The sequence below is a fragment of the Oceanospirillum beijerinckii DSM 7166 genome, assembly GCF_000422425.1.
Taxonomy (GTDB): domain Bacteria; phylum Pseudomonadota; class Gammaproteobacteria; order Pseudomonadales; family Halomonadaceae; genus Oceanospirillum; species Oceanospirillum beijerinckii.
In genome coordinates this window covers 1-25,950 of the sequence record NZ_AULT01000046.1, presented here as the reverse complement: position 1 = coordinate 25,950, position 25,950 = coordinate 1, and the positions used below count along the sequence as shown (strand labels likewise).

Sequence of the window (25,950 nt, the reverse complement as noted above, 5' to 3'; positions counted from 1 at the left end):
TCAGATATGGATTTTTTACAAAGAGGACTGGATTATGAGCCAATATAAGCATGTATTAATTGCTGTGGATCTGACCGAAGAATCCCATCAGGTGATTGAGAAAGGTTTCGCTATCGCACAGCGCAACAACGCTAAAGTAAGTCTGGTTCACGCCCTGGAGCCTTTAGGCTTTGCCTATGGCGGTGATATTCCCATGGATCTGACCAGTATTCAGGAACAACTGGACCAACACGCACGCAAAAAGATCGCAGAACTGGGAGGTCCACTGAATATTCCCGATAATTGCCAGCACGTTATTGTTGGCGTGCCGGATAGTGAAATTCATCGTATTGCCAAAGAGCAGGATGCCGATCTAATAGTGGTCGGTAGCCATGGCCGCCACGGCTTATCACTACTACTGGGTTCGACCTCTACCGGTGTACTGCATGGCGCTAAATGTGATGTGCTGGCTGTGCGTATTCAAAAGGATAAGGAGAAGTAGTTTTACCCTTTTTCAACACTTCTGACTATTAATACAATAGCCAGAAATATTGCAAAGTACGAAATATAATCAGGCGGGCTATGGCAGTAGCTCGCCTGATAATTGATACCGTTTGTTATCGCTGCTCCACTGCTCTACTCACCTTCCTGCATAGCTTCCAGCTCGACCCAACGATCCATTGCAACTTCCAGCTCGGCTTCCGTTTCCTGTAACTTGTCCAGCGCCTCAGCAACCTTAGCTTGGTCCTGCTGATAGAAATTATTGTCCGCAGTCATCTCGTGCAACGCTTCCAGCTCAGTTTCCAGGCGCTCTATCTCTGCTGGTAGCAGATCAAGCTCACGTTGTAGCTTGTAGCTCAGTTTTTTCTTAGGTGGAGTTTTCTGTCCAGCAGGCGGCACAGCTTCTGTACTTTTATCAGTGGTTGCCTCCGCTGCCTTCTCTTTTTTAGACACTTTACCAGCCTGACCGGCATCGCCACCTGCCAGCTCCGCTGGGAACTTGCCCCCCTGACGCACCCAGTCGGTATAACCACCAACGTACTCTTTTACCTGGCCATCGCCTTCAAAAGCAAAAACGCTGGTCACTACATTGTCCATAAAGGCCCGGTCGTGACTCACCAGCAAGACCGTACCATCAAAACTGGCCAGCAGCTCTTCCAGCAGCTCCAGGGTTTCTACATCCAGATCGTTGGTCGGCTCATCCAACACCAGCATGTTGGCTGGTTTGGTAAACAGCTTGGCTAACAGCAGGCGGTTACACTCACCACCCGACAGCGCCTTAACCGGCGTACGAGCCCGCTCTGGGGTAAACAGGAAATCACCCAGGTAGCTCATAATATGTTTGTCGCGACCACCAATGGTGATGCTGGTCTGACCTTCAGCGACGTTATCCATCACCGTACGCTCTGGATTTAACTGATTACGCAACTGATCGAAGTAGGCCACCTCCAGCTTAGACCCCATCTTCAGCTCACCGGAGGATGGCTCCAGCTGACCCAGCAGCAGCTTTAACAACGTACTCTTGCCGGCACCGTTACGACCAAGCAGACCAATACGGTCACCACGCATCACCTGAGTACTCAGGTTACGGATAATCGGTTTATCACCCCAGCTATAACTAACATTATCCAGCTCGGCAACCAGCTTACCGGAGGACTCAGCCTTATCCACAATGATACTGGCGGTCCCCTGACGCTCACGCCGCTGTGAACGCTCTTTGCGAAGCGCCTGCAGGGCTCGAACACGACCTTCATTACGGGTCCGGCGAGCTTTAATCCCCTGGCGAATCCAGGTTTCTTCCTGGGCCAGTTTTTTATCAAACTCCGCGTTTTGCTTCTCTTCCACTTCCAACAGGTGCTGCTTGTTTTCCAGGAAGCTTGGATAATCTCCTTCCCAAACCGTTAGCTGACCACGATCCAATTCAACTATACGTGTGGCCAATTTCTGCAGGAAAGCCCGGTCGTGAGTAATAAACAACACAGCTCCACGGAAATCACTGACTTGTTGCTCCAGCCAGGCGATCGTTTCGATATCCAAGTGGTTGGTAGGCTCATCCAATAGCAACAGGTCAGGCTCAGATACCAATGCACGGGCCAAAGCCACACGACGACGCCAACCACCGGACAGAGACTTCATCGGCGTATCCGCAGGCAGATTCAGGCGACTGATAATAGATTCAACCCGTTGCGTCAGCGCCCAACCATCTTTGCTTTCCAGTTCATGCTGCAGACGTTCCAGCTTTTTCAGATCTGCATCACTCTCAATGGACATCGCCAAATGGTGATATTGAGTGATCAAATCACCAATACCCGGCAAACCACCAGCAACGATATCAAATACCGTCTCATCAACTGCGTCAGGCAGGTCCTGAGCCAACTGACCAATTTTCAGCCCCTGCTGTAACCACAGGTTACCGGAATCAACCGTCTGTTCACCAGAAACCAGCTTTAACATAGTGGACTTACCAGCCCCATTACGGCCGACAATACAGATCCGCTCCCCTTTCTCAATAACCAGAGAAGCCTCATCCAGTAACGCATGATGTCCGAATGCGATACTGACTTTTTCTAACCTAACTAACGACATGATATTTCCGTTACAAAAAACTGATCAATTTTTTTCATACCACATCAGTGATATGTATTGAGTACCACCCGTAAAACTTGCTAACTTAAGTCTTCTGGACTCAACCATAATTAAAAAGAAAACCACGGCTTCACCCGATAGAGAAAATACAGCCCCATTATTCTATAAACCGGACCCGCAGAATTACTCACGACAGGCCAGTACAATGAACCACTTAAGGCGATATATAAAAGGACTTATCTCTGTCAGCAGCCTACTGATTCTAACCGGTTGCCTGGCTGAGCTGCCCACACTGGGTGTACAAAATAATCGCCTGCACCCCTGCCCCAGTACACCCAACTGTGTAGCCTCTCACCCTGATACGCCAAAGACTAAACGTATCGCACCCTTAACTTATAAAGCAGAGCAAAGCTTTGCTTATGAACAACTGCTGGAGCTTATCAAGCAGCGAAAAGATGCCATTGTAGTAGAGATGGAACACGCACACTACATCCGGGCAGACTTTCGTTCACCTATACTGGGTTTTATTGATGATGTGGAGTTCTATTTCCAGATCCCTGGCATAATTGAACTTCGCTCAGAGTCACGGCTTGGCTTTTATGACCTGGGTAAAAACCGCAGTCGACTGGAAGAGATTCGGCAGCAGTTCAACTTTATTATGGCTAAACCTGTCGCAAATAACGAAAACAAAGTCCCCCTGCAAACGGATTAAGCCAGTGCTGTAAACGGATTAGAGTATCGAGCCCCGCCAGGAAAACGTTTTATCTGCTCGTCTTTGCCTCTCTCCATCCATCCATAATCTTGACACGCGATAAGTACTCATGGCAAAGAACCCGCCGTAGCGGGTTCTTTGCATCATTGGATTAACCTATCGGCTCACAGCCGAGCTATATCAACTCAGGTTTTCTGGCAGCGGTAAGCCCTTTACACTGGCTACTCGCTTCAGCACGATATCTATCAGCTGATGAGGCTGGAACTTAGACAGAAAGTCATCACAACCCACTTTCTGAACCATTGCCTTGTTAAAGCTACCGCTCAAGGAGGTGTGCAGTACGATAAACATATCCTTCAAACGCGGATCTTCACGAATCTCACGGGTCAGGCGATAACCATCCATCTCTGGCATCTCTGCATCCGTAATCATCATCAGCAGTTTATTCGGCACATCTTCGTTGGCATCAGCCCATTCACGTAACTTATCCAGACCTTCTTTACCATCACAGGCCTCATGGATCTTGATTCCCAACTGGCCGACCGTATCCTGAACCTGAGCACGCGCCGTAGAGGAGTCATCCACCATCAGGATTTCCATACCATTGGCCGCGTTACGCAGATCTTCATCCAGACTATTAGTATCCACGTCAATCAGGTATGGCGAAATTTCTGCCAAGACTTTTTCAACATCAATAATTTCAACAATCTGCTCATTAACCCGGGTAATTGCCGTTAAGTAGTGCGAGCGACCTGTCGTTCTGGGGGGCGGCATTATTTCATCCCAGTTCATATTGATAATGCGATCAACACCGCCGACCAAAAATGCCCGAATTGAGTTGTTATATTCGGTTACAATCAGGTTGCTGTCTTCCGTAGGCTTCAGTGCAGGCATGCCAATCGCCTGACTCAGATTAATTACGGTAACAGTTTGACCACGAAGGTGAGTCACGCCCACAACATGAGGGTGGTGGTGAGGCAGATTGGACAGTGAAGGCAAACGCATCACTTCCTGGATTTTAAATACGTTGATGGCAAATAACTGACCAGTCAACAGACGGAACATCAGTAACTCAAGTCGGTTTTCACCCACTAACTGGGTTCTGGAATCTACGCTATCTAATACCCCTGCCATGGGCCGCTCCACTCTATACGTTGTCTTAAAGGGTTCTCGTTGCCGATTACCTTCATTCGAGTACACAATAGTAGTTAAATTTACACTCTTTTGCTATCAGGATTCCTCTACAAATGAGCGAAACTAGCACAAATAACCTGTTAATCTCCCCAGCACCTCTGGTTGATATCGGTGTTAACCTGACCAATAGCCGGTTTGATGGTAAACATGATGAGATTATTGAGCAGTCTCTGGAAGCCGGAGTAAAAACGCTTATCGTAACAGGCACCTCCGTGGCTGAGTCCGAAGCGGCATTTAAACTGTGTCAACAATATCCAGAGCAACTTTACTTTACCGCTGGAGTCCACCCTCACGACGCCAGTAGTTATGACAATACCACCAGTGCCACGTTAAAGGATCTGAGCAAAGAAGCCGCTTGTGTCGCTATTGGTGAAACCGGCCTGGACTTTAATCGTAACTTCTCCACCCCGGAGCAACAGATTGCTGCCTTTGAAGCCCAGATCGAACTGGCAATAGAAACCGGAAAACCTATGTTTCTCCATGAGCGCGATGCCTTTACCCGCCAGTTTGAAATACTGAAAAGCTATCGTGACCAACTCAGCAATGCAGTGATCCACTGCTTTACCGGAGACCAGAAATCACTATTTGGTTATCTGGACCTGGACCTTTATATCGGTATTACCGGATGGGTATGCGATGAACGCCGGGGCATTGAGCTGCAACAGCTGGTACACAATATACCCCTGGATCGTTTGATGATCGAAACTGACTCACCTTATTTACTTCCACGTAATATGGTGAAAAAGCCGAAAGACAGAAGCAATCGCCCGGCCTTTCTGCCTTGGGTGCTGCATCAGATCACCCAGAGCTATCAGCAACACACTCTAGAAAAAGACGGTGTTGCGATCAATGAACTTGCATTAGCGATCAAAACCGGCGATAACGCCCGCACATTTTTCAACCTACCCTCTGTAGAACATCCACAAGAGAAAGAACATGACCCAGTATCCGATTTTTATCGACTTTGAGTGCAGCAGCCCTGACGAAGACGGTTTCCCTATTGCCGTATGCTGGTCACTGCCTGATGGCCAGGTAAAAACCACACTGATCACCCCGGAAGATCACTGGCTCAACAGCAACAGCCATCTGTTTGATGATGAACGGGTTAACCTGGGCGATCTGATGATGCACGGCGTTAGCGCATTGGAAGTGATTCGTGAGATGCAAGGTGATATTGATCAGGATGTGGTTTACAACGATGCTCTGGGTGAAGATGAACACTGGCTTGAGATGCTGTTCTCAGCCTATGAGATCGAACCGTCTTTCCGCATCGAACCCGCCCCACAGTTATACACTGTCGGTTTTGAATCCTGGATGAATACGAAGCAGCAATGGTTGGAAGATCAGGGCCTGGACAACTATCAATCCGAAACCAATGTGGTCGCCATGTTGAATCTGCACCAGCAACTGGAAGACCAGCAATATTAAAAACGCAGTTTAAAAAGCATCAAGCCTCACTTCTTTATTCGAAGTGAGGCTTGCGATAAATCAAGCAGAGAGAAGACTACTCCGCACTGGCCGGTTCTTTCTTCTCATTCCTCGCCGCAATAATCGAACGACTTAACAAAATTACCGGAATAATACCCACCAGCACAATCACCAGTGCCGACAGTGCCGATTCTTCTAACAGCTCGTCGGAAGCAAACTGATAGACATGAGTCGCCAGAGTATCAAAGTTAAATGGACGCAGAACCAGCGTCGCAGGCAGCTCCTTCATACAATCCACAAACACCACCAGAGCCGCAGTCAGCACCCCCGGTTTAATAATCGGTAGATGGATCTTATAAAGAATCTCCAAGGTACTATAACCCATAGAGCGCGCAGCCATATCCATACTCGGCGTCACTTTTTCCAGACTGGACTCGATACTGCCGGAGGATACGGCCAGGAAACGCACCATGTAGGCAAACACCACGGCAAATACCGTACCGCTCAATAGCAAACCGGTGGAGATACCAAACCAACTTTCAAACAGACGATCAATACTGTTATCAAATGCTGCTAATGGCAAAATCACACCCACCGCCAATACCGCCCCAGGCATCGCATACCCCAAGCCAGACAGTGCCACTGCACGCTGCACACTGGGCACTTTTACTAAACGCTTGCCATAGGCCAATACCAGCCCCAGCACAACCGTCCCCAGAGCAGCAATCGCCGATAGAGAGAAGCTATTCCAACTCATCTGGACAAATTCCGGCGTCCAGGAAACATCAAAATATACCACCGCATGACGGGCCAGAAACCCAACAGGCACCAGAAAGCCAAATGCCAGGGGGATGAAGCAGATTAACCAGCAAACAAAAGCGGTACGACCTGAAAGCTTAGTCCGATTAAAACGCTTAAAACGATCACCACGGGAGAACTGCTTCTGTTTACGGCGGGAGAAACGCTCCATACCGATCAGTACAACAATAAACAGCATCATCACACTGGCGATCTGGGCTGCACCACCAATATTGCCCATATTCATCCAGACATCATAGATACCTGCTGTCAGGGTACGTACGGCAAAGTAATCCACCGTACCAAAGTCATTCAGAGTCTCCATAAGCACCAACGCCAGACCAACTGCCAGTGCAGGTCGCGCCGTGGGCAGAGACACACGCCAAAACACCTCACGACGACTACAGCCAAGTGTTCGGGCCGCATCACGCAAGGAAGCAGATTGCTCAATAAAGGTGGCCCGCACCATCATAAAGACGTAGGGATAGAGCACCAACGCCATCATAATCACCGCACCGCCCAAGCTACGGATCTCGGGAAACCAGTAATCCCGGGCACTTTGCCACCCAAACACCTCCCGCAACCAGATCTGCAATTGACCGGAGTACTCCAGCATATCGGTATAAACGTAAGCGATCACGTAGGCAGGCACGGCAAAAGGCAGCAATAGCGCCCACTCAAAGTAGCGTCGACCAGGAAACTCATACATGGTCGTCACCCAGGCTGTTGAAACCCCCAGCCAGGTCGAGAGCACACCGACACCCAGCATTAGCCACAGAGTACTCTGAACATAATCCGGCAAAACTGTTTCAAGCAGATGAGGCCAGATATTCTCATCTGGAAATGCAGACAACCACAGTACAGACAACACAGGCAACAGCACAACAGCAGCAATCAGCCATACCGACCATTGCCAACGCCTTACACCTGAATCTGTACTCTTCTTGGCCATAATCATGCGGCTAAAAAACCCCGGTTTGCTTTGTTGTGGCAGTGTCTGCAAATCCATATCCTTAAACGCGCAAAAGGGCAGTAAAAACTGCCCTGTTTTTAAGGAATATAATTCCTTGTTTTCATTGATATTTCAACTCAAAAGCCGATCAACTTTGTAGTTGATCTCTTAACGGTTATAGCCGACCTCATTCACCATCATGGCAGCACGCTTACGGTACTTATCCACCTCAGCCAGGGATACTTTATCTGCCTTGAACTCACCCCAATGATCGATCAACTTACTGGCTTCCACGCCCGGCTTCACAGGGTATTCGAAATTCTGTTCAGCATAAATTTTCTGTGCTGTGCTTTCGGTCAGGAAGCGCATCAACTTAATCGCGTCCTCACGATTGGGAGAGCTTTCGGTCAGTGTCATACCGCTGATATTCACGTGTGTACCGCGATCTGCCTGGTTCGGATAGATCAGGTTAACCGACTCTGCCCAGGCACGCTGCTCTTCATTCTCCAGCATTTTACCGTAGTAGTAACTGTTGCCCACGGCAATATCACATACACCTTCTTTAACGGCTTTAACCTGAGCACGGTCGTTACCCTGTGGTTTACGTGCCAGGTTTGCTTTAACACCTTCAAGCCAGGCCTTTGCATCAGCTTCACCGTATTCAGCAATCATCGACGCCAATAACGCAATATTGTAGGTATGATCACCCGGACGAGTACAGATACGCCCCTTGAACTTAGGATCAGCCAGGTCCTCATAGCGGGTGACCTCACCCTCTTTGACACGGTCTTTGGAAGCGTAGATCACACGGGCACGGGTAGTCAGACCAAACCAGTGGCCATTAGGATCACGGTACTGAGCAGGCACATTGCCGTTGACCACGCTGTCATTAACCGCCTGAGTCACACCGGCATCTACCGCACGATTCAGATTACTCACATTGGACGTTAACAACAGATCAGCAGGACTGTTACGGCCTTCACTCTTCAGGCGTTGAATAATGCCCTTCTTGGCATAAACAATATTAACCTTAACACCCGTCTCTTTGGTGAACGCATCCAGAATGGGCTTTAACAGAAAGGCCTGACGGTCAGAGTAGATATTCACTTCATCCGCAGCATTGACATTAAATGTCGCCGTAACACCCGCAATCATCGCCAGACCTGCCAGTGCTTTTTTCAGTGCGTTCTGTTGTGCCATCGTGTGCTCCATACAAGGAAAGTCTTTGAAATCAAACATCTAATATAAATGAGAATAATTGTATTTAACCCCAAATCGCCACGAAACGCAATATTTGATACGAATCATTTTCATTATCTGACTTAGATCAAAGTTTAGAAAAGATAAAGACTTATGACAATACCGGATCAGGCAATTGAACAGGCTGTCCTTGTTCACAAGCTGACGTTTGACTGTTTGGTATATCGCTTGGTGTATCCTTTGTCGATTGAGCGGTTACGACACCTGTGCCATAGAATTCGGCCAGCGCATCAAAGAAACGCTGAGCACGATCAGGCAGCCCCTGCTCCAGATATTCCTGAGCCTTGAGATCGACATTATGGGCAAAACCTGAGGTATCGCCGGGAGAGCCATTCAGGTTATCAACACTGACACGAAACTTAAAACCCGCCGCCAGGCAGAAACACTTTTCCATCGCCTGAGGCACTATCTCAACGGTTTCAAACAAGCGCTGCTGCTCTTCACTACGGCCATCAGGCTCATACCAATAACCATAATCTTCCAGCAAACGACGCTCAGCACCCGCAACACACCAGTGAGCGATCTCATGCATGGCACTGGCATAAAAACCGTGGGCAAAAATCACCTGATGCTTATTCCCCGTCATCGACTCAGGCAGATAGATAGGCTCATCGTCGCCGCGTACCAAAAGAGTATTTTCACTGTCTTGGAAAAGTTGATTAAAGATCTGGATCAGATCTTCACATTGATGTTGCTCAGCCACACTAACCTCAGAAGAACATAATTTTTCGCGGGACATTATACGACCTGTTCAGCTTTATGCAGGTTTGATGACTGTTTTTTTGATACGGAACAACCCTTTCCGGCCAGAGCGCCTTACGGTATGCACTTTATCACTACAAGGATCGATGACTTTCAACAGACAAACGGCAGACTCATAGGTAGAATGCCGGATCGTTTTAACCCCTTGTATAGACCAGATGGACCTTATGTCAAATTCGGACACTTCCCCTCACATTTCTTCTGTACACACGCCAACGGAAGTGAAAAAGCTGCTGGCGATTGCGTTACCGATTATGGGTGCGCAGATCGCTCAATCCGGTATGAGCGTGGCCGATACACTCATGGTGGGCCGCTTGGGTGCAGACGCCTTGGCTGCTGTAGCCCTGGGCACCAGCATCTGGATGCCACTATTTCTGCTGTTAGCGGGCGTTTTACTGGGGCTGACGCCCTTTATCGCACAATGGAATGGGGCAAAAGATGTCAGCAAAATCGGGCCTTTCGCATTCCAGGGCTTCTGGCTCGGCCTGGCATTAGCCTGTTTCAGCATCCTTATCATGCTGATCCATCCCTGGATACTGGATCTGATGCAAGTCCCCATGCACCTTTACGATTCGGTCAGTGATTACTTACTGGGTATTATGCTGGGTTTCCCGGCGATCGGCCTGTATCAAACGATGCGCAGTTTTACCGAAGGGCTGGGCTTCACTAAACCGGTACTGCTGATCAGTTTAGCCAGCCTTGTGGTTAATATTATCGCCAATGCTACCCTGATCTTTGGCTTTGGGCCTATCCCTGAATTAGGGGTTTTAGGCTGTGGTTTAGCGACAGCCATCGCGATGTGGAGCAGCGTGCTGTTTATGTGGCTGTATATTAAAAAGCAGCCCAGATATAAGACCTGCAACCTGCTGGAGCATCCTGCCCTACCGGATACCCAAGCGATTAAAGAGATCGCCCGTGTTGGCCTGCCTATTGGTGTTGCCATATTCTTTGAAGTAGGTCTGTTTACCACCATCGCACTCTTTATCGCCCATCTGGGCTCAACGGATGTGGCAGCCCACCAGATTGCGTTAAATGTGACGTCTGTAACCTTTATGATTCCGCTAAGCCTGGCGATGGCATTGACAGTTCGAGTGGGACAAGGGATTGGTGGACAGGGCCAGCAAGCCGCCCATCGTATCAGCCTGATCGGTATTTTCTGTACGGTGATCGCCTGTACCTTTACCGCCAGTATTATGTTTTTCCTGCCGGAGCCGATTGCACGGCTCTATACTCAGGACAGTGATGTTATTGCCCTAGCTGTTAGCCTTTTACACCTGGCGGCGATCTTTCAGTTATCGGATGCCATCCAAGTAAGCGCCAGCGGTGCCATGAGAGGCTATAAAGATACTAAAATTATTATGCCGATCACGCTGTTTTCCTATTGGGTGATCGGTATGGGACTGGGCTACATACTGGGTTTAACCGACTGGATTCTGCCAGCATCCGGCGTTTCCGGCTTTTGGCATGGACTGATAGCGGGACTAAGCTGTGCCGCCATCCTATTGTGCTGGCGATTACGGATTATATGGCGTCGGCCATAAAACCGGAGATTTCAGAATCCATTGTATAAAATCAGTTATCTGCATCAGGCCGTTAATTTGCTATCGATCAACCATATTACGACTAAGCGCTATCAACCACTAAAAGCTCTAAGCATCTTAGCGGTCGGCTTTATGGTGCTGGTAATAACGGCCTGCTCCGAACAAGATAGCCTGCAATATCGCTTTGATAACTACCAGAATCGTTTAGCCAGCACCCTCGACAGTGATCAGCCCGCTGTCGCACCACTCACCAATATTCACTATCCCGATAAGCGCCAACGCTTAAGAGAGATCCCGAAGTACAGCGAGGGTATGATCGAAGTCTGGGACTTTCGCCGTTGTGATCTGATGCAGCTGATCAATCAACGCAACAGCAATCTAGGTAAAGTGATGGCCCACTCACAACGCTTTATCTACGAAAATGCCTTCTGGCAAAAGCTAAAACCTTGTTATGAAGAAAGGGAACAATGGCTGGTTGAAGATGCCGAGTTTGTCCACCGTATCGAACAGCTTTATCAGTACAAGCAAAATATTATGCCAGCCGTGTTTCATCAGATGCTGTTTGCCGGGCCCGAGCTGGATAGCCAGTTTGGAGCAACACAGCAAGCGATCCCCCCAGAGCAGGTATTGGAATATAACACTCTGGTCTCGGCACTGGATCAGCTGATTACCATCAGTAAAGACCCGCTCAATAGCCCAATTAACGGCACCGGTCTTGAGCAAACCCTGCAGACACTCTATCAACAGCCTTTGATGCTCTCTTTACTCAAAACACTGCAGATCAGCACCGTAGAGCTGAACCAAACTGCACGGCTATTAGAAGATAAACGAGATAAACGTCCTCTGTGCTTAAGCGGCACCGCAACACCAAAAGCTAAAATTCTGTTTAATCTGCTTCAGAAGTTCTATCTGCAAGGTATACAACCGGAACTGGCCTCCCATAACCGTATGGCGAATCAGCTACTCCCCAGAATGGATCAGCTATTTCAGCTGGCAGAAAAAGGGAGCGAGTTAGAAAAATTCCGCCTGCAATGGCTGAGCAATGATTATCCCCAGGGACTATGGCAACGCTACCAACAAGCCAATAAACGACATACCCATATCTGGAATCAGGTACTGCGTGAATGCGGATTGTTTCCAAGAAGCTGAAGCGGCTCCTAACACTGGTATAGTGCTTTCAGTCCCGAGACCCAGTGATTAAAATCATTTTTAACCGGAGCCATCAGCATCTGAAAAGTTAGCCTTCACTATCACCACAAGCCTTTAATTCAGACTATTTTTATCAAGTACTCCCTGCCTAAGCCACCACTTAACCCTTTGAACCATAACGCTGTTTCCAACTTTTACTTTGCAGACAACAAGTTATGAACTACTTTTACTTATAGGGTGTATAAAATATCAGAGCAGGTTTATTTTTCCTGGCCCATTTGCGGGAAAGGTATGCCAGCTGATAGCGCATGATTCACTCTCTGATTTAGTCCCCCCGGTCTATACAGCAACGGGGAAAGGAGGGCTCTATGAACACCTCACCTGCTCATACTGGCCAAGCCAGTAACGTGATTGATCTGTTCAGTCGCCGTGTGCATGAAGATCCTCAGGCAAGGTCTTTTGTTCGTATGACACCTGAGCTGGACGGGCTTGCCATGGTCTACAGTCACCCCAGTGACCAAACCACCCTTTTTGCTCTGCGCTTAATCGGCTGGGCAATGCAGAAAAACGGTGAAGTTGTCGGAGTCGTGCCCTGGCTAAAAGAAGTGATCGCCGCAGATAGCGCAGCCGATCCCAGAGGCGGTCAATGGCAGGGTTATTACGATTACGAAACCGAAACTGTTTTCAGTGATCCACCGGAGCATAAAGTCGCAGAACTCAAAGCTGCCATGGATATTTATGAATTTGTCGGTGGCCCGGAACGCTACCTGATGCAGGAGATGCCCGACTTAACCGGCACTCACTTAGTCACTCTAAAAGAGGATCAGCGTAGTTTTCAGATGGCGGAAGTCTTTAGCTGGGGATTATTCAGTGACGGCACGATCGAAGCCTTTATTGTCGACGAGAGCAAGGTCATAAATACCCCGGTACTTCCCGGTGACGATAGTCTTTTTCCTGCGAGCCAGGTCAAGGGCACCAGCTACTATTTCCAGTACCAGATTGCCAATCAGATTAAACGGCGGGAACCGGAAGCGATGCAGGCGCTGGTGCGTATGATGCACTCGGCTGAGATTTCATCGCGATCCAATTAAAAAAGGCCAAATCGAAGAAAGCAAATTAAAGAGAGATGATCGGCACTGCCCTTGCTAACACCTTTTAATAAAGGTTTTTAAGCAAGGGCACGACGCAAAGTCAGTACAACAAAAAGCTCAATTAATCTGAGGTTTTCTCAATAAAGTACAGATAGATATCGCCCTGCTGCTCCTGATGTACCAGCGGATAGCTCAGGAACTGACAGAACTTAGGAATATCACGCGTAGTTGAAGGGTCTGTTGCGATCACTTTCAGCACATCACCTTTTGCCAGCTCTTTCACCTTACCATGCAGCATCATGACAGGTTCTGGGCACAACAGACCCGAAGTATCCAGTTCGTGAGTAAAAGCAATATCAGACATCAGCCGGTTCCTGATCAGTAGGATTGATATATTTTGATCTAAACAGCTTGTGTTATACCAAACCGGATAAGTTGTTGTAGGTCGGAAAAGCCGCAAGGCGCCTTCCGACGATCATCAATGTCGGATGTCGGATGGCGCTTCGCTTATCCAACCTACTCGGATATCAATAAACTTATCCGGAATCATATTATATGAGCTATCAAAGATCTTACCGCTAAGTTTAACAGACTGACTTAAAACAAGAAATTTTCTTCATACCCCTTGCGAAAATGGCTGATATTACACACTATTAAGACAGAGCAACCAATAATAAATACGCGTCTTGAGCCAAACTTGACCGCACGGTCACTCAAAATATCTAACCACGAGCATCACCGTGTTAGCACAGGACGTACCATTTGCTTTAAGGAGAACAGCATGATTAAGGTAATGATTGAACGCATTATTATTCCTGGCCTGGAAGAAGACTATGAAGAATTCTCGCGCAATATCCTGAAACAGGCCATTCACGCCCGAGGTTTTATCTCTGGTGAATCTCTGAAAGATGGCGCTCATCCTAACCATCGTTTTATCTTCACTACCTGGTGTGATCAAAGTGCCTGGAAGCAATGGTACAAGTCGGAAGAGCGTATTCAGATTTCTGGAGCGATTTCGGCGATGCTAGCGGAAGAAGAGAAGATCACCGTTCTGGAGCATCTGTAAATCTGTGATTTCCACAAGCGACCTTAAACCATCAAGGTTGCGTTAATTGCGGATCGTATTATTGCTTACCACCAACTGTTGATAGATTATCTGCCTACCTTGGCAGAAGCTGATTACACGTAGCAATCCAGAGTTAATCTGACAGTTTCTAAATTCTCGGGCTCCACAAGAGCCCGAAAATCACTCTACACACCAGAATTTTTCAGCAGACAACACACAGCACTTAATCTGACTACCCTTTACCGGCCAAACCGAACCGCTGTACCGCTGACACTGACCATCATCATGGCACCTTTGGCTCCTACCACTTCATAGTCGATATCGATGCCGATAATGCCATCAGCACCCAATTCCCTGGCCCGGGCTTCCATCTCTTCAAAGGCAATTGCTCTGGCCCGGCCCATCTCTTTTTCATAAGCACCAGACCGGCCACCGACAATATCCCGTACAGCACCAAACATATCTTTAAAGATATTGGCCCCTAAAATCGCTTCGCCGACAACCACACCCAGGTAATCCTGAACCGGACGCCCTTCAACCACCGATGTTGTAGTTTTTAGCATGATAACACTCCTGTTAAAGCTTCTGATTTAAGACAAATTAGCCCTCGCCTTTAAGACGTTTATGGCATAATAACCGCCTTTGTATTTTGGCCGCTTTGGCTCTGTTTTGTTCCGGAAACTGCTTAAATTTCAATTATGAAAGCTCATCGCCATGACTTTAGGGCTCGCTTATGACCCCCTGGACTAATCTGCTGATTACCACGGTTCGCCTGTTGGATCTTCATGACAGCAACCATGAACAGCGCTCCCCCCATGTAAGGGTGGCACAACAGCCCCGACCGGGCCTGAAAAATGGCTATTGGCTGGATCTGGCCTGCCTGCTGCTGGACTATCTTCTGGAAGAGGACTTCCTGACCAACGGTGGTTTTATCAGTCATAGCTGCTGTTTGGGTTTTGTCCGTGAGTACTACCCCAACTGCAGCAGTGATGATCTGCAGTTTGTGGTCAATACCCTGGCAACACCCAGCGAGCTGATTTATATCAACCGTCAGCCAGGTCAAAGTCATGAACAGCAAGCCCCCATTGCCAGTACTAAGCGTACCTCGCTGATTGAAAAGCAGGCGCAAACCGGACATGTACGTTTGACCTCATCCGGTCGTCAGGCGGTGAACCTGGCCGGTCAGGTGGAAGACGTGCTGTACAGTGAGTACGATGCGGCAAAAGCGCTTACCGCGATTACCCGTGGCGACTATGGCCGGGTGCCGGATATCTGTAACTCCATCCTATTGGCGATCCGGGGATTAACTCAGGAGATTCGCCAGATTCGGGAAAACCCGACACGGGAAAGTAAGCTACTGGCATTCCAGGAAAATCAGCGTCACTACCATAACGCCCTGAACAGTATTCAGCGCACCATTCTGGATTGTCGTACTCAACTGCTGCGCCCGGAACAGCAACACAGTTTTGAGCAGTGGCAGCAGCAGAATCATCAGGAGTGGGATCTGCTGATGCTGACCCAGAGCCTTAACCGTGTGGTAAACGCCATTGAAAACCTGAGTCGTCGTTTAACCGAATTGCTGACCGATATCGCCGATGGCCGTATCCGCAGCATGGGCGTGATCGACTTTAGCCAACTGGCTCAAGATATCGCCCTGAAGCCACCGGTACAGGCACTGACCGATACGGTGGCAGAGCGCTGCATGCCGTTTTATATCGAGACCATGTTCCCGTCACCCAATGACTTTACCAGCAACCTGCTGGATCAACGCAGTGAACGCAGCGAAGAAGCTCTGGTATTCGACAGCACTGATAACGAGCACTACCAGGACACCGCCCTACATACCTTCCTACAACATAGATCGGAAAGTATCTGTCAGCATCTGCAACAACAGCCTCTGACCCTGTCTGAAGCATTAGACAAAGGCTGGCACCAAATTGAAGGCGAAGACTTCCTGCCTCAGTTGCTAAATATGTATGTCGACCCTGAACAGCTACAAGCGGATCTGGTGGTCGCGCTGGACCCGAACCATAGCCTTGAGATCACCCTGCCCGATGGCCGGGTACTGAAAGGTGATAACCCGATTCTGATGTTACGCCAACCTCACGCCCAGGATGACCAGTAAGATGAATATGAGTGAAATGGGCGAAGTGTACGCCTACCTGCTACGTTACCGTATGGCGGAGAGCCGTCCCAGTCAGCGTAATCGCCGTGCCTCCCGTGCTGGTTTAATCTCTGAGCGGGATGTTTGTGCCATTCTGGCCCAGGCCAGTGAGGATGAGATCAGTCAGCTGCGTCAGTTCCTGAACGGACAGGGGCTACAGCTGGTATTTATCGAAGCCAGCGATTACCCTGGTATCTCTGCAGGTGGTCGTATGTATCTGCTGCAACGTCTGCCGGAATCCGATCTGCCCGCACTGTTTAGCCAACAACCGGTTTACGCCAGTATGCGTCTGCGCCAGGAAAGCCAGGAGGAGATCGCCCTCTGGTTCCTGCATCTGTGGTTGCTGTTAATGGGCCTGCTCTACACCCGTAATAACCGCTCACTGACCGATGTCAGCCAGTATCAGGAAGCGGTATTTAGCGTACAGGAGCTGATCACAGCGATGCGTCAACACCTGGAACAACTGCGTCAGAGCGGTATCCAGGGTACTCAGGTCTCCCCTGCGGTTCGCGCGCTGATTGATGAGAAGGGCGAGGATATTCCCCGTCGTGTACGTGTGTTTATCGAACTGATGGAGCAAGCGGGTCATCTGCAACGTAATCAGGACAAAAGTGATAGCGACGATGTCGCGGCCTCTAGCCAGCAGGCCAGCGCCCTGCAAACCAGCTATCAGCAAACCCTGTTAGGTGCTTTGGAAGCGGAGCAGATTGGCCTGCACCATCTGCATCACCTGCTCAATGATCTAAACCTGCCAGAAGCCGGTGAGAAAACAGATGCTAAGCATACGACTCAGACAGATACTTCCGAGACTGAAGCAACTGCAGTTGATTGGGCATCTGACAAAATCTCTACTGAACAAGACACGGTAGAGAATAGCGCTTCCGAAGAAGAATCGTCTGAAGAGCGCCCTTCTAAGCAAACCGATATGATTCCTCAGGGTGGTGATCTACTGTCACCCATCGAAGATGATCTGCTCTCTCAGGTAAAAGACGATTTGCTAACCTCTCTCGATAATGAGCACGACAATAAGCAGGCCAGTGAGCACGCCAACGAACAAGTGAATGAAAGCGCAATCTTGGATCAACAGGAGAACCACTAATGTCTGTGATTAATCGTATCGAGATTGCGAACCTGCTGAACAAACACGGTGATGTGGCTAGCCCCTGGGAACCCAAGATGCGCCACCTGCTGCTCAATCTGCACGGTCAATCCACCGCAGTCAGCATGGAAAACGGTTTTGGTAAAACCACGTTAAGTGATGCCCTGATCGGTATGCTGTCCCGTGACCGCAAGCTGATGTCTAACAGCCGCCGTAAGATGAGCCCTTCCCGCGTGCAGGGTCAGGAACGCCCGTGGAGTCATATCCGTGTTGAGTTCCGCAGCAACACCCAATCTGGTGAACAGCAAAATGATCTGCTGGCCGTCGCCGGTGAAGAGGTGTCCGGTGAAAACTGGGTCTTTGGTATGTATGGCCATAGCGACGGTGATGGTCACTTCTACTTCTATCAGGGCCAGCTGGAAGATTGCCGGGTTATCGAAACCAGTCTGGATGGCAAGGTACGCCTGTACAGCAACAGGGATTTTCTAAATGCTGCCCGCGCGATTCGCGTGGTACGCCCCAATACCCGTGATGAGTGGCTGGAGTCGATTAGTCGCCATATCAGTCGTAAAGAGCTGGAACAACTGGCTAACTTCCAGAAGGAAGGGGGTGCGGATAAAAGCCAGATCTTTAACGCCATTCGTCCCCGTCCCGGTGAAAAGCCGGATCAGGCGTTTTTCTATGAAGTACTGGCCCCACAGATTCTGGCCGGTGCCACTCAGGGGGAAACCGACGAAGGCGAAGAGTTTATTGAAGAGGTGATTATCAACTCGGGCCAGAAGGTGTCTGAGCTGCGTCACCGTATCAACGCCGCCGAGCAGGATCAGCAAAGAGCCGAGAAGAAGGTCTCTCGGCTACACGGCTTGAATGAAAAAGCCGCTGAACTGCAACAGGCCCGTAGCGAACTGAATCGTCAACAAGCAGAGATGGCCACCAGTCGCGATACCCTGCTGCATATCGCTCAGTCGCCACTGCCCGGTATTCCCTTTGCCGAAGAGGTAATCGATGATAAACACCCGGCACTGAATTTTGCCCTGCTGCCGGGTCAAACCGAACCTGTGGTAGCCGGTACCCTGATCGCCAAACTGCTGAATATCTCCCTAAGTCGTGCTCAGGCCTATATGGATCAGGCCGGTTTTAGCGGTAACCCCACTCGTCGTCTGCTGCATCATCCAGCTGCACGCTGGGTGAGTGATCGTAAGGTAAACACCTATCCTCTGGAAACAAGCCGTCAGCTGATTGTCGATAGCCAGGGCTTTGAAGATGATGCTGCACGCCTGGAAGCGTTGCAACAGCTGGAAGACGCCTGCGATACCTTCCTTGAATGGGACAGCAATCAGGCTCGCGAAGATTATCTGGCGGATCAGCTGTTCCTGCATAACAGCCAGCAGGAGCTAAGCGAAACCGAAGAGCGTCTGGAGCAGTGCCAACAAGAAAAAGAATCTCTCGCGACTCGCTCTCAGGCCTTTATCGATAACCAGAGCTACTATCGTGATGGTTTAAGCGAAGGCCTGTTTAGCGAACAGGAACTGGAAACACCGGATCAAACCGAGCAAGCCTGTACTCAGGAAGCGGAACAGGCACAGCAAGCCCTCAGTGAACACCAGCGTAAAACCGGTCAACTGGAACAAACGGAACAATGGTGGCAAACCTTTTGCGATCTGCACGCCAATACCACACCTCAGGAGCTGCTGCAGGAGAAAGAAGCCAGCCATAACGAGCTGAACAAAAACCAGCATGCCGTACAGGAAGCGCTGGAGCAACACAGCAGCCAGCTGCAAAACCTGCAACAGCAAATATCTCAGGAACAACAGCAACAGCATCGTCTGCATACGGAGCTGGCGCAGCTGGAACAGTACAGAGAATCATACCAGGCCTTCTGTCAGCAGCATCCAGAGCAATCACCGGCTGGTTTTATTCAACGTATTCAGCAGGAGTACCAAACCCTGCTGGCGCAGAAACAACCGGCGGAACAAACACTGGAAGAAGCCCGTCAGCAACTGCAAAAACTGCAACCGCTGGCACTGCAGCGAGATCGTTTCCAACAGCTGTTTGCCGATGCCAAACCCGTTGGCCTGAAAGAAGAACTGCTGAATAAAGAGCGCAGTTTGCAACAACAGCTGGAGCGACTCAACGCGGAACAGCAACAGTACACGGCTTTAGCCCAGGCGCTGCAGGCATATCGTCAGCAGAACCCGGAACAAACGCCAAAACAGTGGCTGGAGTTTGCTCAACAGCGCTACCCTACAGCTCTGACTGAGCTGGAACAGTGCCGTAAAGAACTGCCGCGTCTGCAGCACTATCTGAAACACCTGGATACCGATCCGCTCGCCGCCAGTGAACAGGAACAGCAAGCTCTTCATCTGCTGCAGGAGCAAGGGTTCTCGGTCAGCGCGTTACATATCAGCCTATCTCATATTGCAGAACAGCAAGGCATCACTGATCAAGAGATCAAGCAGCGCTGGCTAACCCAAGCCGCCGCCTTCCTGTTTGCCCCGGTTCTGCCGGATAACGAACAGGCTCAGCAAGCGGCCAAGTTACTGCTACAAAAACAGTTCTCACTACCGGTGTTTAGCCACAGCGAATTAACGGAATCGGTACATAACCAGCGTGAGATTCTGGGTTCGGTACTGGGTTACGAGACTCTGGCGGTAAAAGCCGCCACCGACCCCAACAGTATCAATCTGCTCAGAGAACAGGTGCAGGAGCGTATCGAACAGCTGGAGCAGCAACAGCAGCAACTGGTACTGGAACAGCAACTGTATGATCCCTATGGCGAGGCCTGTGGCACCGTAGAGCAAGCCGCCAAGGCGGTTGCCGACAATGCGGATAAACGCCTGAAAGCGATCGATAATACGCTGCTGGAAACCGAGCAAGCACTGGCACAGCTGCAGCAACAGATTCAACCGGAAGCCTTAGCAACCATCAGCGACTACCAACGCTATCTGGAGCTGGGTGGCGATGCCTGCCTGACCGAAGCTCTGGAAAGCATCAAAGAGCAGGAGCTGATTCTGCAACCGCTAATGCCACGGGTAAAAGAGCTGGAACAGGTACTGCACCAGTCCCAACGTCAGGCACTGGAAGCCGAGAACTTTGTTCAGGCCGGTGGTGAAGGTCATTACCAAACCCTGATCAATCAGCAAGCATCCTGTGAGCTGAATCTTGCTCGTCTTGAAGAGCAACAGCATCAACAGACGGAGCAACAGGAACAGCAGCAACAACAGTTGCAGACTATTCAACGTCAGTTACAGCAGATCTTTGCCGATGGCGAACAGGCCCGTTTACAACGCCTGTGTCACTATCTGGACTCCGGTGAACAAGCCTTTATAGCCCATCGTGCGCAAAAAGAGCAGGAACTGCTGGCCCAACAGGAAAGAGCCACCCGCCGGGCACGCTGGAATTTCCAACGTATTCGCGATTATCTGGCCCTGCGCAGCGATAGCGATAACGACCAAAGCCTGGATAAAAACCTGGCGACACTGGATCAAAGCATTCGTCAGCTGAAAGCCCAACGTAAAGAGCTGCAGCAGCGTATCGAACAACTCAGAACCAGTATCAGTCACGCTGAGCAGGTGATGAAGCTGACTGATGAGCTAGCTATGGAGTGGCTGGAGCAGCTGCGTGAGCTGGAATTCAGCGGCAATCAAGTTATCCCTCTGACCGAAAGCATTGAAGATAGCGAGCTGTATCAGCTGTTTGATCAGTACTGTCACAACTATCAACTGGATGAATCCGAGCTGGATCAGCTGAATATCCTACAGGCCCGCCTGATCGAAAGTCTGCGTGATGAACAGTTGAATGAGCGCGGCAAGGAGATGGTGCGTCAGGAGAAACTGATCAACCAACTGCATGAACAGCTCTCCAATCAGTTAAAACAGGCACTGTCTGAAGCCAAACTGTTTAACAGCACGGAAAAAGCCCGCTTAACCGCGCTGGAAAGCTTTGGTGATCAGGCGATTAGTGATCTGCACGCCCTGGAGATCACCCTGCAAAGCCAGTTGCAGCAACACCTGAGTCGAGTGGAACAACTGAAGGAATCTCAGGGCCAGGTAGAAGCGGGTCTGCAGGAACGTCTCAGCCGTATTATTGCCGATGCTGCAGGTAATCTGCAGATTCTAAAACGTGTCGCCCGCAACCAAGGCAGCGATGAAGGCGCGCACTTTGATATCCAGGCGGAAGTGATCGATGACACTGCAATTCAGGAGATGGTCGCTACACTGTTGAGCGAGATTGACACTCATCAGGAAGTGAGTCGTAAGCGCCAGCAGCAGAACCCGGAGAGCTACAGCGAAGAGAAGCAGCAGAAAGAACTGCAGGAGCTGATTCGCCGTCGCATCTACCGCTCCCTGTTCCGTAATATCGCTATTCGCCTGCGCCATAGCGCCATTCGTGCCCACGGTCGTCTGTTTAGCCTGAACGAGCAGATGAGTGAGGGTCAGCGTGAAGCGGTATCTCTGATGTGGCTGGTGAAACTGTCCGAGTTTGCCATCGAGCGGGATATGCGCATGGTCGCCAGTCCAAAACGCAAACGGGAACAAGCCAGCCGTGAAAGCGTGATTATTCTTGATGGGCTGTTCAGTAAGCTATCGCACAAGAAGTTGATTGAAGACTCCCTGGAGTCCCTACGCAATACCCGGGGTCGCTTCCAGATGATCGGCCTGATTCATAATCCTAACTATGAAAACGATCCGAGCATCTTCCCAGGCTATCTGGTAGGCAGTGTGATCGGTGGTCGTAACGGCCAGGGTGGTCATGTAATTGTACGGGATGGTAAACCGGATCAGGCCAGCAATGATGATCGTAACGGTGAAGCCAGTTTGTTCCAGCTGCAGATTCACCCGGCTAAATCAGAGAACAATTCAGACAAACCGGAGCCAGAAAAAGCAGGATCAAAAAAACAGAGGCAGAAGAAATAAAGCAAGCCACAGCTGAGTAGGAGCTACATTGGAACATGCTGCTTTAGCTAAAACTAACAGAGAGGGTAAATGGACTTACCCTTAAACCATCGACAGCTATTCACGGCTGTAGTTGCTTTAATCTATCTTTCAAGCGGATAGAAGCCAGCGAATAACCACCATTACCACCATCAATAAAATGCAGATGATTGCCATCACTCAGGTTTTCCACGTAGCAGGTCATCTGCGCACCATCTGAGCGATGAAACCCATAAACTAACTGCCCTTTTTCTTCTGCTTCCAGCAGATAACCCTCAATAGTCTGACTTTGTTCCTCTGAACAATCAATAATCATACGAAGGGTGTCATCATACTTCTGAAAATCCGAGTGTGATTTTAAATTGCCGTAGTAATGGTTCGCTTTAGGAAAGTAACTGTGCAGCCCCCAACCAAACAAGGGCACTGCCATACCAATTTCCACAACACGTTTCATATACCCCGGGCTGTGCCAGCCGGGGTGGAACCTGAGTTCCTGTTGCAAGCATTGAGCAATACTCTTATAACTACTCATCTCAATATTAACCGGGTTACCCAGCTCCAGATTACCACCTAAAATTTCACCAATTTTCTGCACAACAACTCCCATCTGACTGTTATCTGACAAAGGCAAAGGCGTGATTAGCAATGATAAGGTGATGCCCTTCTTGCTTGAGATTTTGTTCCATCGACAGGTTAAACCATTAAATAGCAAGTCATCCGGTGGAGTATCATCAGCTGTTAATTGATATTCACTGTGACGTTTGATACGTTTTTCAGCCTCAGCAAGTGCACCACCACGAAACAAAGCAATACTTCGATTGCCCCAAGGCATAAAACGGGCAATCTCCATCTGAAAACCATTTTTAGTCAACTCATGGATAGGTACAAAGCCTGCTTTCAAGATCAAACCAAAGTTTTCCTTTGATATCCGAATCAGATCTTTCAATACTCTGAAGACCACCTCAGACTGATCTGGTGGAATAAGCAGGCTCGCACCATCACCACCAAAAACAAAAGGAATATCTTGCCGAGTTGCATTAAGCACTGTCGTGATACAAGCTGCACCTATCAGATTAACATCGTTATAACGGCCACATTGCACAGCCTGAGTAGATCCCTGAATATCTGAGACAATCACTAGCCAATCGTCAGGCACAGAGTAATAATGCCGACTATCGGAGATTTCAGTGAAGTCGCTAAACCCCGGAATTTTCAGATAAAAACTTTCAGATGCCCGCTCACTTTTGATCACCAATACAGCCTCTCAACCAATGACTTCACTTCGCTGCTAGTGATAATCTGCCACCTCTATCAGCTCAAGCTCATAGGGTACTTGATTTGTGAGCACTTATGTGATTTTTTGTATCACTGAGCTCTATTGAAAGCATAGAGTTTTAGTTATAAAGGATTTCCGCTTCGTGCCTACCTCTTCACTCTTTCGACTCAACCTCAAGAGCTACATCCTGCTGTTAGCGACCTTTGATGTTGGTAGTGCCTCTACAGCGTAGTACATCACAAGAAGACATTAATGCACCTGACTGAAAACTCTGTTACCAAACATAGGCACCTCGCCTAAAGTGTCTATTATACTTTACAGCTGTATCCCTATTTTAATCCTTTGTTTAAATCACACTCCTACTACACCATTTTAATTCATTAGAGTAAATGCTATTTATAGATGTCTGGTCTGAGATAGTCCGCCATAACATTAGAAAACAACTATATAGCAGTGGTTGTTTTATTTTTAAATCAGGGTGTTGTGGGTCAGATCCAGATAAAAAGCCTGTGACACCTTTAGCGATGTTTTACCAGGCTCAACATAAAAACAAACAGGGAATACCCGATGACTCTAATAAAAAAGACATTTGCGACTCTGGCTTTATCTGTAGCAGTCAGCGCTTCTAACGCCGCAGAGACACTGAAAATTGGTATCGCAGGACCACAGACAGGTGCAGTAGCTCAATACGGTGATATGCAGTTCCAAGGTACTCGTGCCGCGATTGAACTGATTAATAAAGCTGGCGGCGTTAACGGCATGATGCTGGAAGCCGTTGAATATGATGACGCCTGTGATCCAAAGCAAGCTGTAGCCGTAGCAAACAAACTGGTAAGTGACGGTGTTCAATATGTAGTAGGTCACCTGTGCTCAAGCTCCACTCAGCCAGCTTCTGATGTATACGAAGAAGAAGGCATTCTGGCCATTACCTGTTCAACTAACCCATCAATTACCAGCCGTGGCTACGAAATGATCTTCCGTACCATTGGCCTGGATTCCGATCAGGGCCCAACGGCGGCGCGCTATATTGCAGATAGCCTGAAGCCTCAAAAAGTCGCTATCATTCATGATAAACAGCAGTATGGTGAAGGCATTGCTATGTCCGTGCGTAAAACGCTGCTGGACTCGGGCGTGAATGTAGTATTAACAGAAGGTATAACTGCGGGAGACAAAGACTTCTCCTCCCTGATCTTCAAGCTGAAACGTGAAGGTGTGGATCTGGTTTACTATGGTGGTTACCACCCAGAACTGGGTCTGATTATGCGTCAGAGTTCTGCCAACGGCTTTAAACCTCAGTTTGTAGGCCCTGAGGCCGTAGGTAACAAAGCGATCGCGTCTATTGCTGGTGAAGCGACTGAGAACCTGATGGTTACTCTGCCTGCACGTTATGATCTACTGCCGAAAAACAAAGCAGTGGTTGATCTGATGAAGTCCAAAGGCCAGGATCCAACCGGTCCTTTCGTATGGACCAGTGTTGCTGCAGTACAGGCGATGGTTGATGTGATCTCTAAAGTAGGTTCAGACGATCCTTACAAAGTTGCTGAAGGTCTGCGTGGTAACACTATCGACACCGCAATGGGCCCTCTAACCTGGGACACGAAGGGTGATCTGGTAGGCTTTGAATTCGGTATGTACCAATGGCACACTGACGGTACCGGTACTCAGTTGAAATAACCTGAGGACGAGCGATACCGCAAGAACTGAAAATGGCAGCCTAGGCTGCCATTTTTGATGCCAGATAGATTCTACACAAGCCCAAACTAAATAGAGTTTTGAGCAAAACCAGATACAACGCTTTAATTTCTTTCCCTATTCTCTTTCGATTTTTTCACACGCCTATACAAAAAACCCTGACCATTGCTGATCAGAGTTTGCTGTCTTTTCTAAAAAGACTAAATAGGCGCTTGACGATGTCCTACTCTCACATGGGGAGACCCCACACTACCATCGGCGCTGAGC

20 protein-coding genes are annotated in these 25,950 nt (G+C 49.0%); 12 read left to right on the top strand and 8 right to left on the bottom strand.

What is annotated here, in order from left to right; translation table 11 throughout:
* Positions 1-34 precede the first annotated feature (34 nt).
* Complete coding sequence (locus tag H579_RS0113970) at positions 35-481, top strand: universal stress protein (protein ID WP_036566325.1); 447 nt, start codon at positions 35-37, stop codon at positions 479-481.
* A 134-nt stretch (positions 482-615) separates the two neighbouring features.
* On the opposite strand, the gene uup is transcribed toward H579_RS0113970, so the two are convergent.
* On the bottom strand, positions 616-2,565 hold the full coding sequence (gene uup, locus H579_RS0113965; protein WP_028301203.1) for an ATP-binding cassette ATPase Uup: 1,950 nt from the start codon (positions 2,563-2,565) through the stop codon (positions 616-618).
* A 205-nt stretch (positions 2,566-2,770) separates the two neighbouring features.
* On the opposite strand from uup, the gene H579_RS25690 reads away from it, so the two are divergent.
* Positions 2,771-3,277, top strand: coding sequence for a DUF1499 domain-containing protein (locus H579_RS25690; protein WP_051227644.1), 507 nt, complete (start codon positions 2,771-2,773; stop codon positions 3,275-3,277).
* Positions 3,278-3,457: 180 nt separating this feature from the next.
* Here the strand turns inward: H579_RS25690 and H579_RS0113955 are convergent, their stop codons facing one another.
* Entirely contained in the window at positions 3,458-4,411 is a 954-nt protein-coding gene (locus H579_RS0113955) for a chemotaxis protein CheV (protein WP_028301202.1), read from the bottom strand.
* A 113-nt stretch (positions 4,412-4,524) separates the two neighbouring features.
* On the opposite strand from H579_RS0113955, the gene H579_RS25685 reads away from it, so the two are divergent.
* Entirely contained in the window at positions 4,525-5,439 is a 915-nt protein-coding gene (locus tag H579_RS25685) for a TatD family hydrolase (RefSeq protein WP_051227643.1), read from the top strand.
* A complete protein-coding gene (locus H579_RS0113945; RefSeq protein WP_028301201.1) occupies positions 5,408-5,899 on the top strand; it encodes a hypothetical protein in 492 nt (163 codons plus the stop codon). Before H579_RS25685 ends, H579_RS0113945 begins: the two co-directional genes overlap by 32 nt.
* 76 nt (positions 5,900-5,975) lie before the next feature.
* Here H579_RS0113945 and H579_RS0113940 read toward each other — a convergent pair whose 3' ends face one another.
* The 3 genes from H579_RS0113940 to H579_RS25680 form a co-directional block, all read right to left on the bottom strand.
* Complete coding sequence (locus H579_RS0113940; RefSeq protein ID WP_342662790.1) at positions 5,976-7,700, bottom strand: ABC transporter permease; 1,725 nt, start codon at positions 7,698-7,700, stop codon at positions 5,976-5,978.
* A 117-nt stretch (positions 7,701-7,817) separates the two neighbouring features.
* The gene (locus tag H579_RS0113935) at positions 7,818-8,849 is read right to left on the bottom strand and encodes a Fe(3+) ABC transporter substrate-binding protein (RefSeq protein ID WP_245583277.1); all 1,032 of its coding nucleotides are present in this window, start codon (positions 8,847-8,849) and stop codon (positions 7,818-7,820) included.
* A 151-nt stretch (positions 8,850-9,000) separates the two neighbouring features.
* Positions 9,001-9,648: an elongation factor P hydroxylase gene (locus H579_RS25680; protein WP_084624139.1), complete on the bottom strand. Its 648-nt coding sequence runs from the start codon at positions 9,646-9,648 to the stop codon at positions 9,001-9,003.
* 190 nt (positions 9,649-9,838) lie between these two features.
* Here H579_RS25680 and H579_RS0113925 point away from each other — a divergent pair, with 190 nt between their 5' ends.
* The 3 genes from H579_RS0113925 to H579_RS0113915 all read left to right on the top strand — a co-directional run bounded on the left by H579_RS0113925 (position 9,839) and on the right by H579_RS0113915 (position 13,452).
* Complete coding sequence (locus H579_RS0113925; protein ID WP_051227641.1) at positions 9,839-11,212, top strand: MATE family efflux transporter; 1,374 nt, start codon at positions 9,839-9,841, stop codon at positions 11,210-11,212.
* Positions 11,213-11,233: 21 nt separating this feature from the next.
* Entirely contained in the window at positions 11,234-12,361 is a 1,128-nt protein-coding gene (locus H579_RS0113920) for a DUF3080 family protein (RefSeq protein ID WP_028301197.1), read from the top strand.
* Positions 12,362-12,729: 368 nt separating this feature from the next.
* On the top strand, positions 12,730-13,452 hold the full coding sequence (locus H579_RS0113915) for a hypothetical protein (protein ID WP_028301196.1): 723 nt from the start codon (positions 12,730-12,732) through the stop codon (positions 13,450-13,452).
* A gap of 121 nt (positions 13,453-13,573) precedes the next feature.
* Here the strand turns inward: H579_RS0113915 and tusA are convergent, their stop codons facing one another.
* On the bottom strand, positions 13,574-13,816 hold the full coding sequence (gene tusA / locus H579_RS0113910) for a sulfurtransferase TusA (RefSeq protein WP_028301195.1): 243 nt from the start codon (positions 13,814-13,816) through the stop codon (positions 13,574-13,576).
* A 417-nt stretch (positions 13,817-14,233) separates the two neighbouring features.
* Between tusA and H579_RS0113905 the strand changes: the two genes are divergently transcribed.
* Positions 14,234-14,518 carry an antibiotic biosynthesis monooxygenase family protein gene (locus tag H579_RS0113905; protein WP_028301194.1) on the top strand — a complete coding sequence of 95 codons (285 nt, stop codon included), beginning with the start codon at positions 14,234-14,236 and terminating at the stop codon, positions 14,516-14,518.
* 239 nt (positions 14,519-14,757) lie between these two features.
* On the opposite strand, the gene H579_RS0113900 is transcribed toward H579_RS0113905, so the two are convergent.
* A complete protein-coding gene (locus H579_RS0113900; RefSeq protein WP_028301193.1) occupies positions 14,758-15,081 on the bottom strand; it encodes a heavy metal-binding domain-containing protein in 324 nt (107 codons plus the stop codon).
* A gap of 170 nt (positions 15,082-15,251) precedes the next feature.
* Between H579_RS0113900 and H579_RS25675 the strand changes: the two genes are divergently transcribed.
* From H579_RS25675 to H579_RS25665, 3 genes are read left to right on the top strand one after another with little or no spacing between them, the layout of a single operon-like run.
* Positions 15,252-16,643 carry a hypothetical protein gene (locus H579_RS25675; protein WP_051227640.1) on the top strand — a complete coding sequence of 464 codons (1,392 nt, stop codon included), beginning with the start codon at positions 15,252-15,254 and terminating at the stop codon, positions 16,641-16,643.
* 1 nt (position 16,644) lies between these two features.
* Positions 16,645-17,781, top strand: a complete 1,137-nt coding sequence (locus H579_RS25670; protein WP_211224721.1) for a hypothetical protein — start codon at positions 16,645-16,647, stop codon at positions 17,779-17,781.
* The gene (locus H579_RS25665; RefSeq protein WP_051227639.1) at positions 17,781-22,697 is read left to right on the top strand and encodes a hypothetical protein; all 4,917 of its coding nucleotides are present in this window, start codon (positions 17,781-17,783) and stop codon (positions 22,695-22,697) included. The genes H579_RS25670 and H579_RS25665 overlap by 1 nt, the downstream gene beginning before the upstream one ends.
* A gap of 100 nt (positions 22,698-22,797) precedes the next feature.
* On the opposite strand, the gene H579_RS0113880 is transcribed toward H579_RS25665, so the two are convergent.
* Positions 22,798-23,967 carry a DUF3095 family protein gene (locus H579_RS0113880; RefSeq protein ID WP_028301192.1) on the bottom strand — a complete coding sequence of 390 codons (1,170 nt, stop codon included), beginning with the start codon at positions 23,965-23,967 and terminating at the stop codon, positions 22,798-22,800.
* Positions 23,968-24,558: 591 nt separating this feature from the next.
* Between H579_RS0113880 and H579_RS0113875 the strand changes: the two genes are divergently transcribed.
* On the top strand, positions 24,559-25,665 hold the full coding sequence (locus tag H579_RS0113875) for a branched-chain amino acid ABC transporter substrate-binding protein (RefSeq protein WP_028301191.1): 1,107 nt from the start codon (positions 24,559-24,561) through the stop codon (positions 25,663-25,665).
* Positions 25,666-25,950 lie beyond the last annotated feature (285 nt).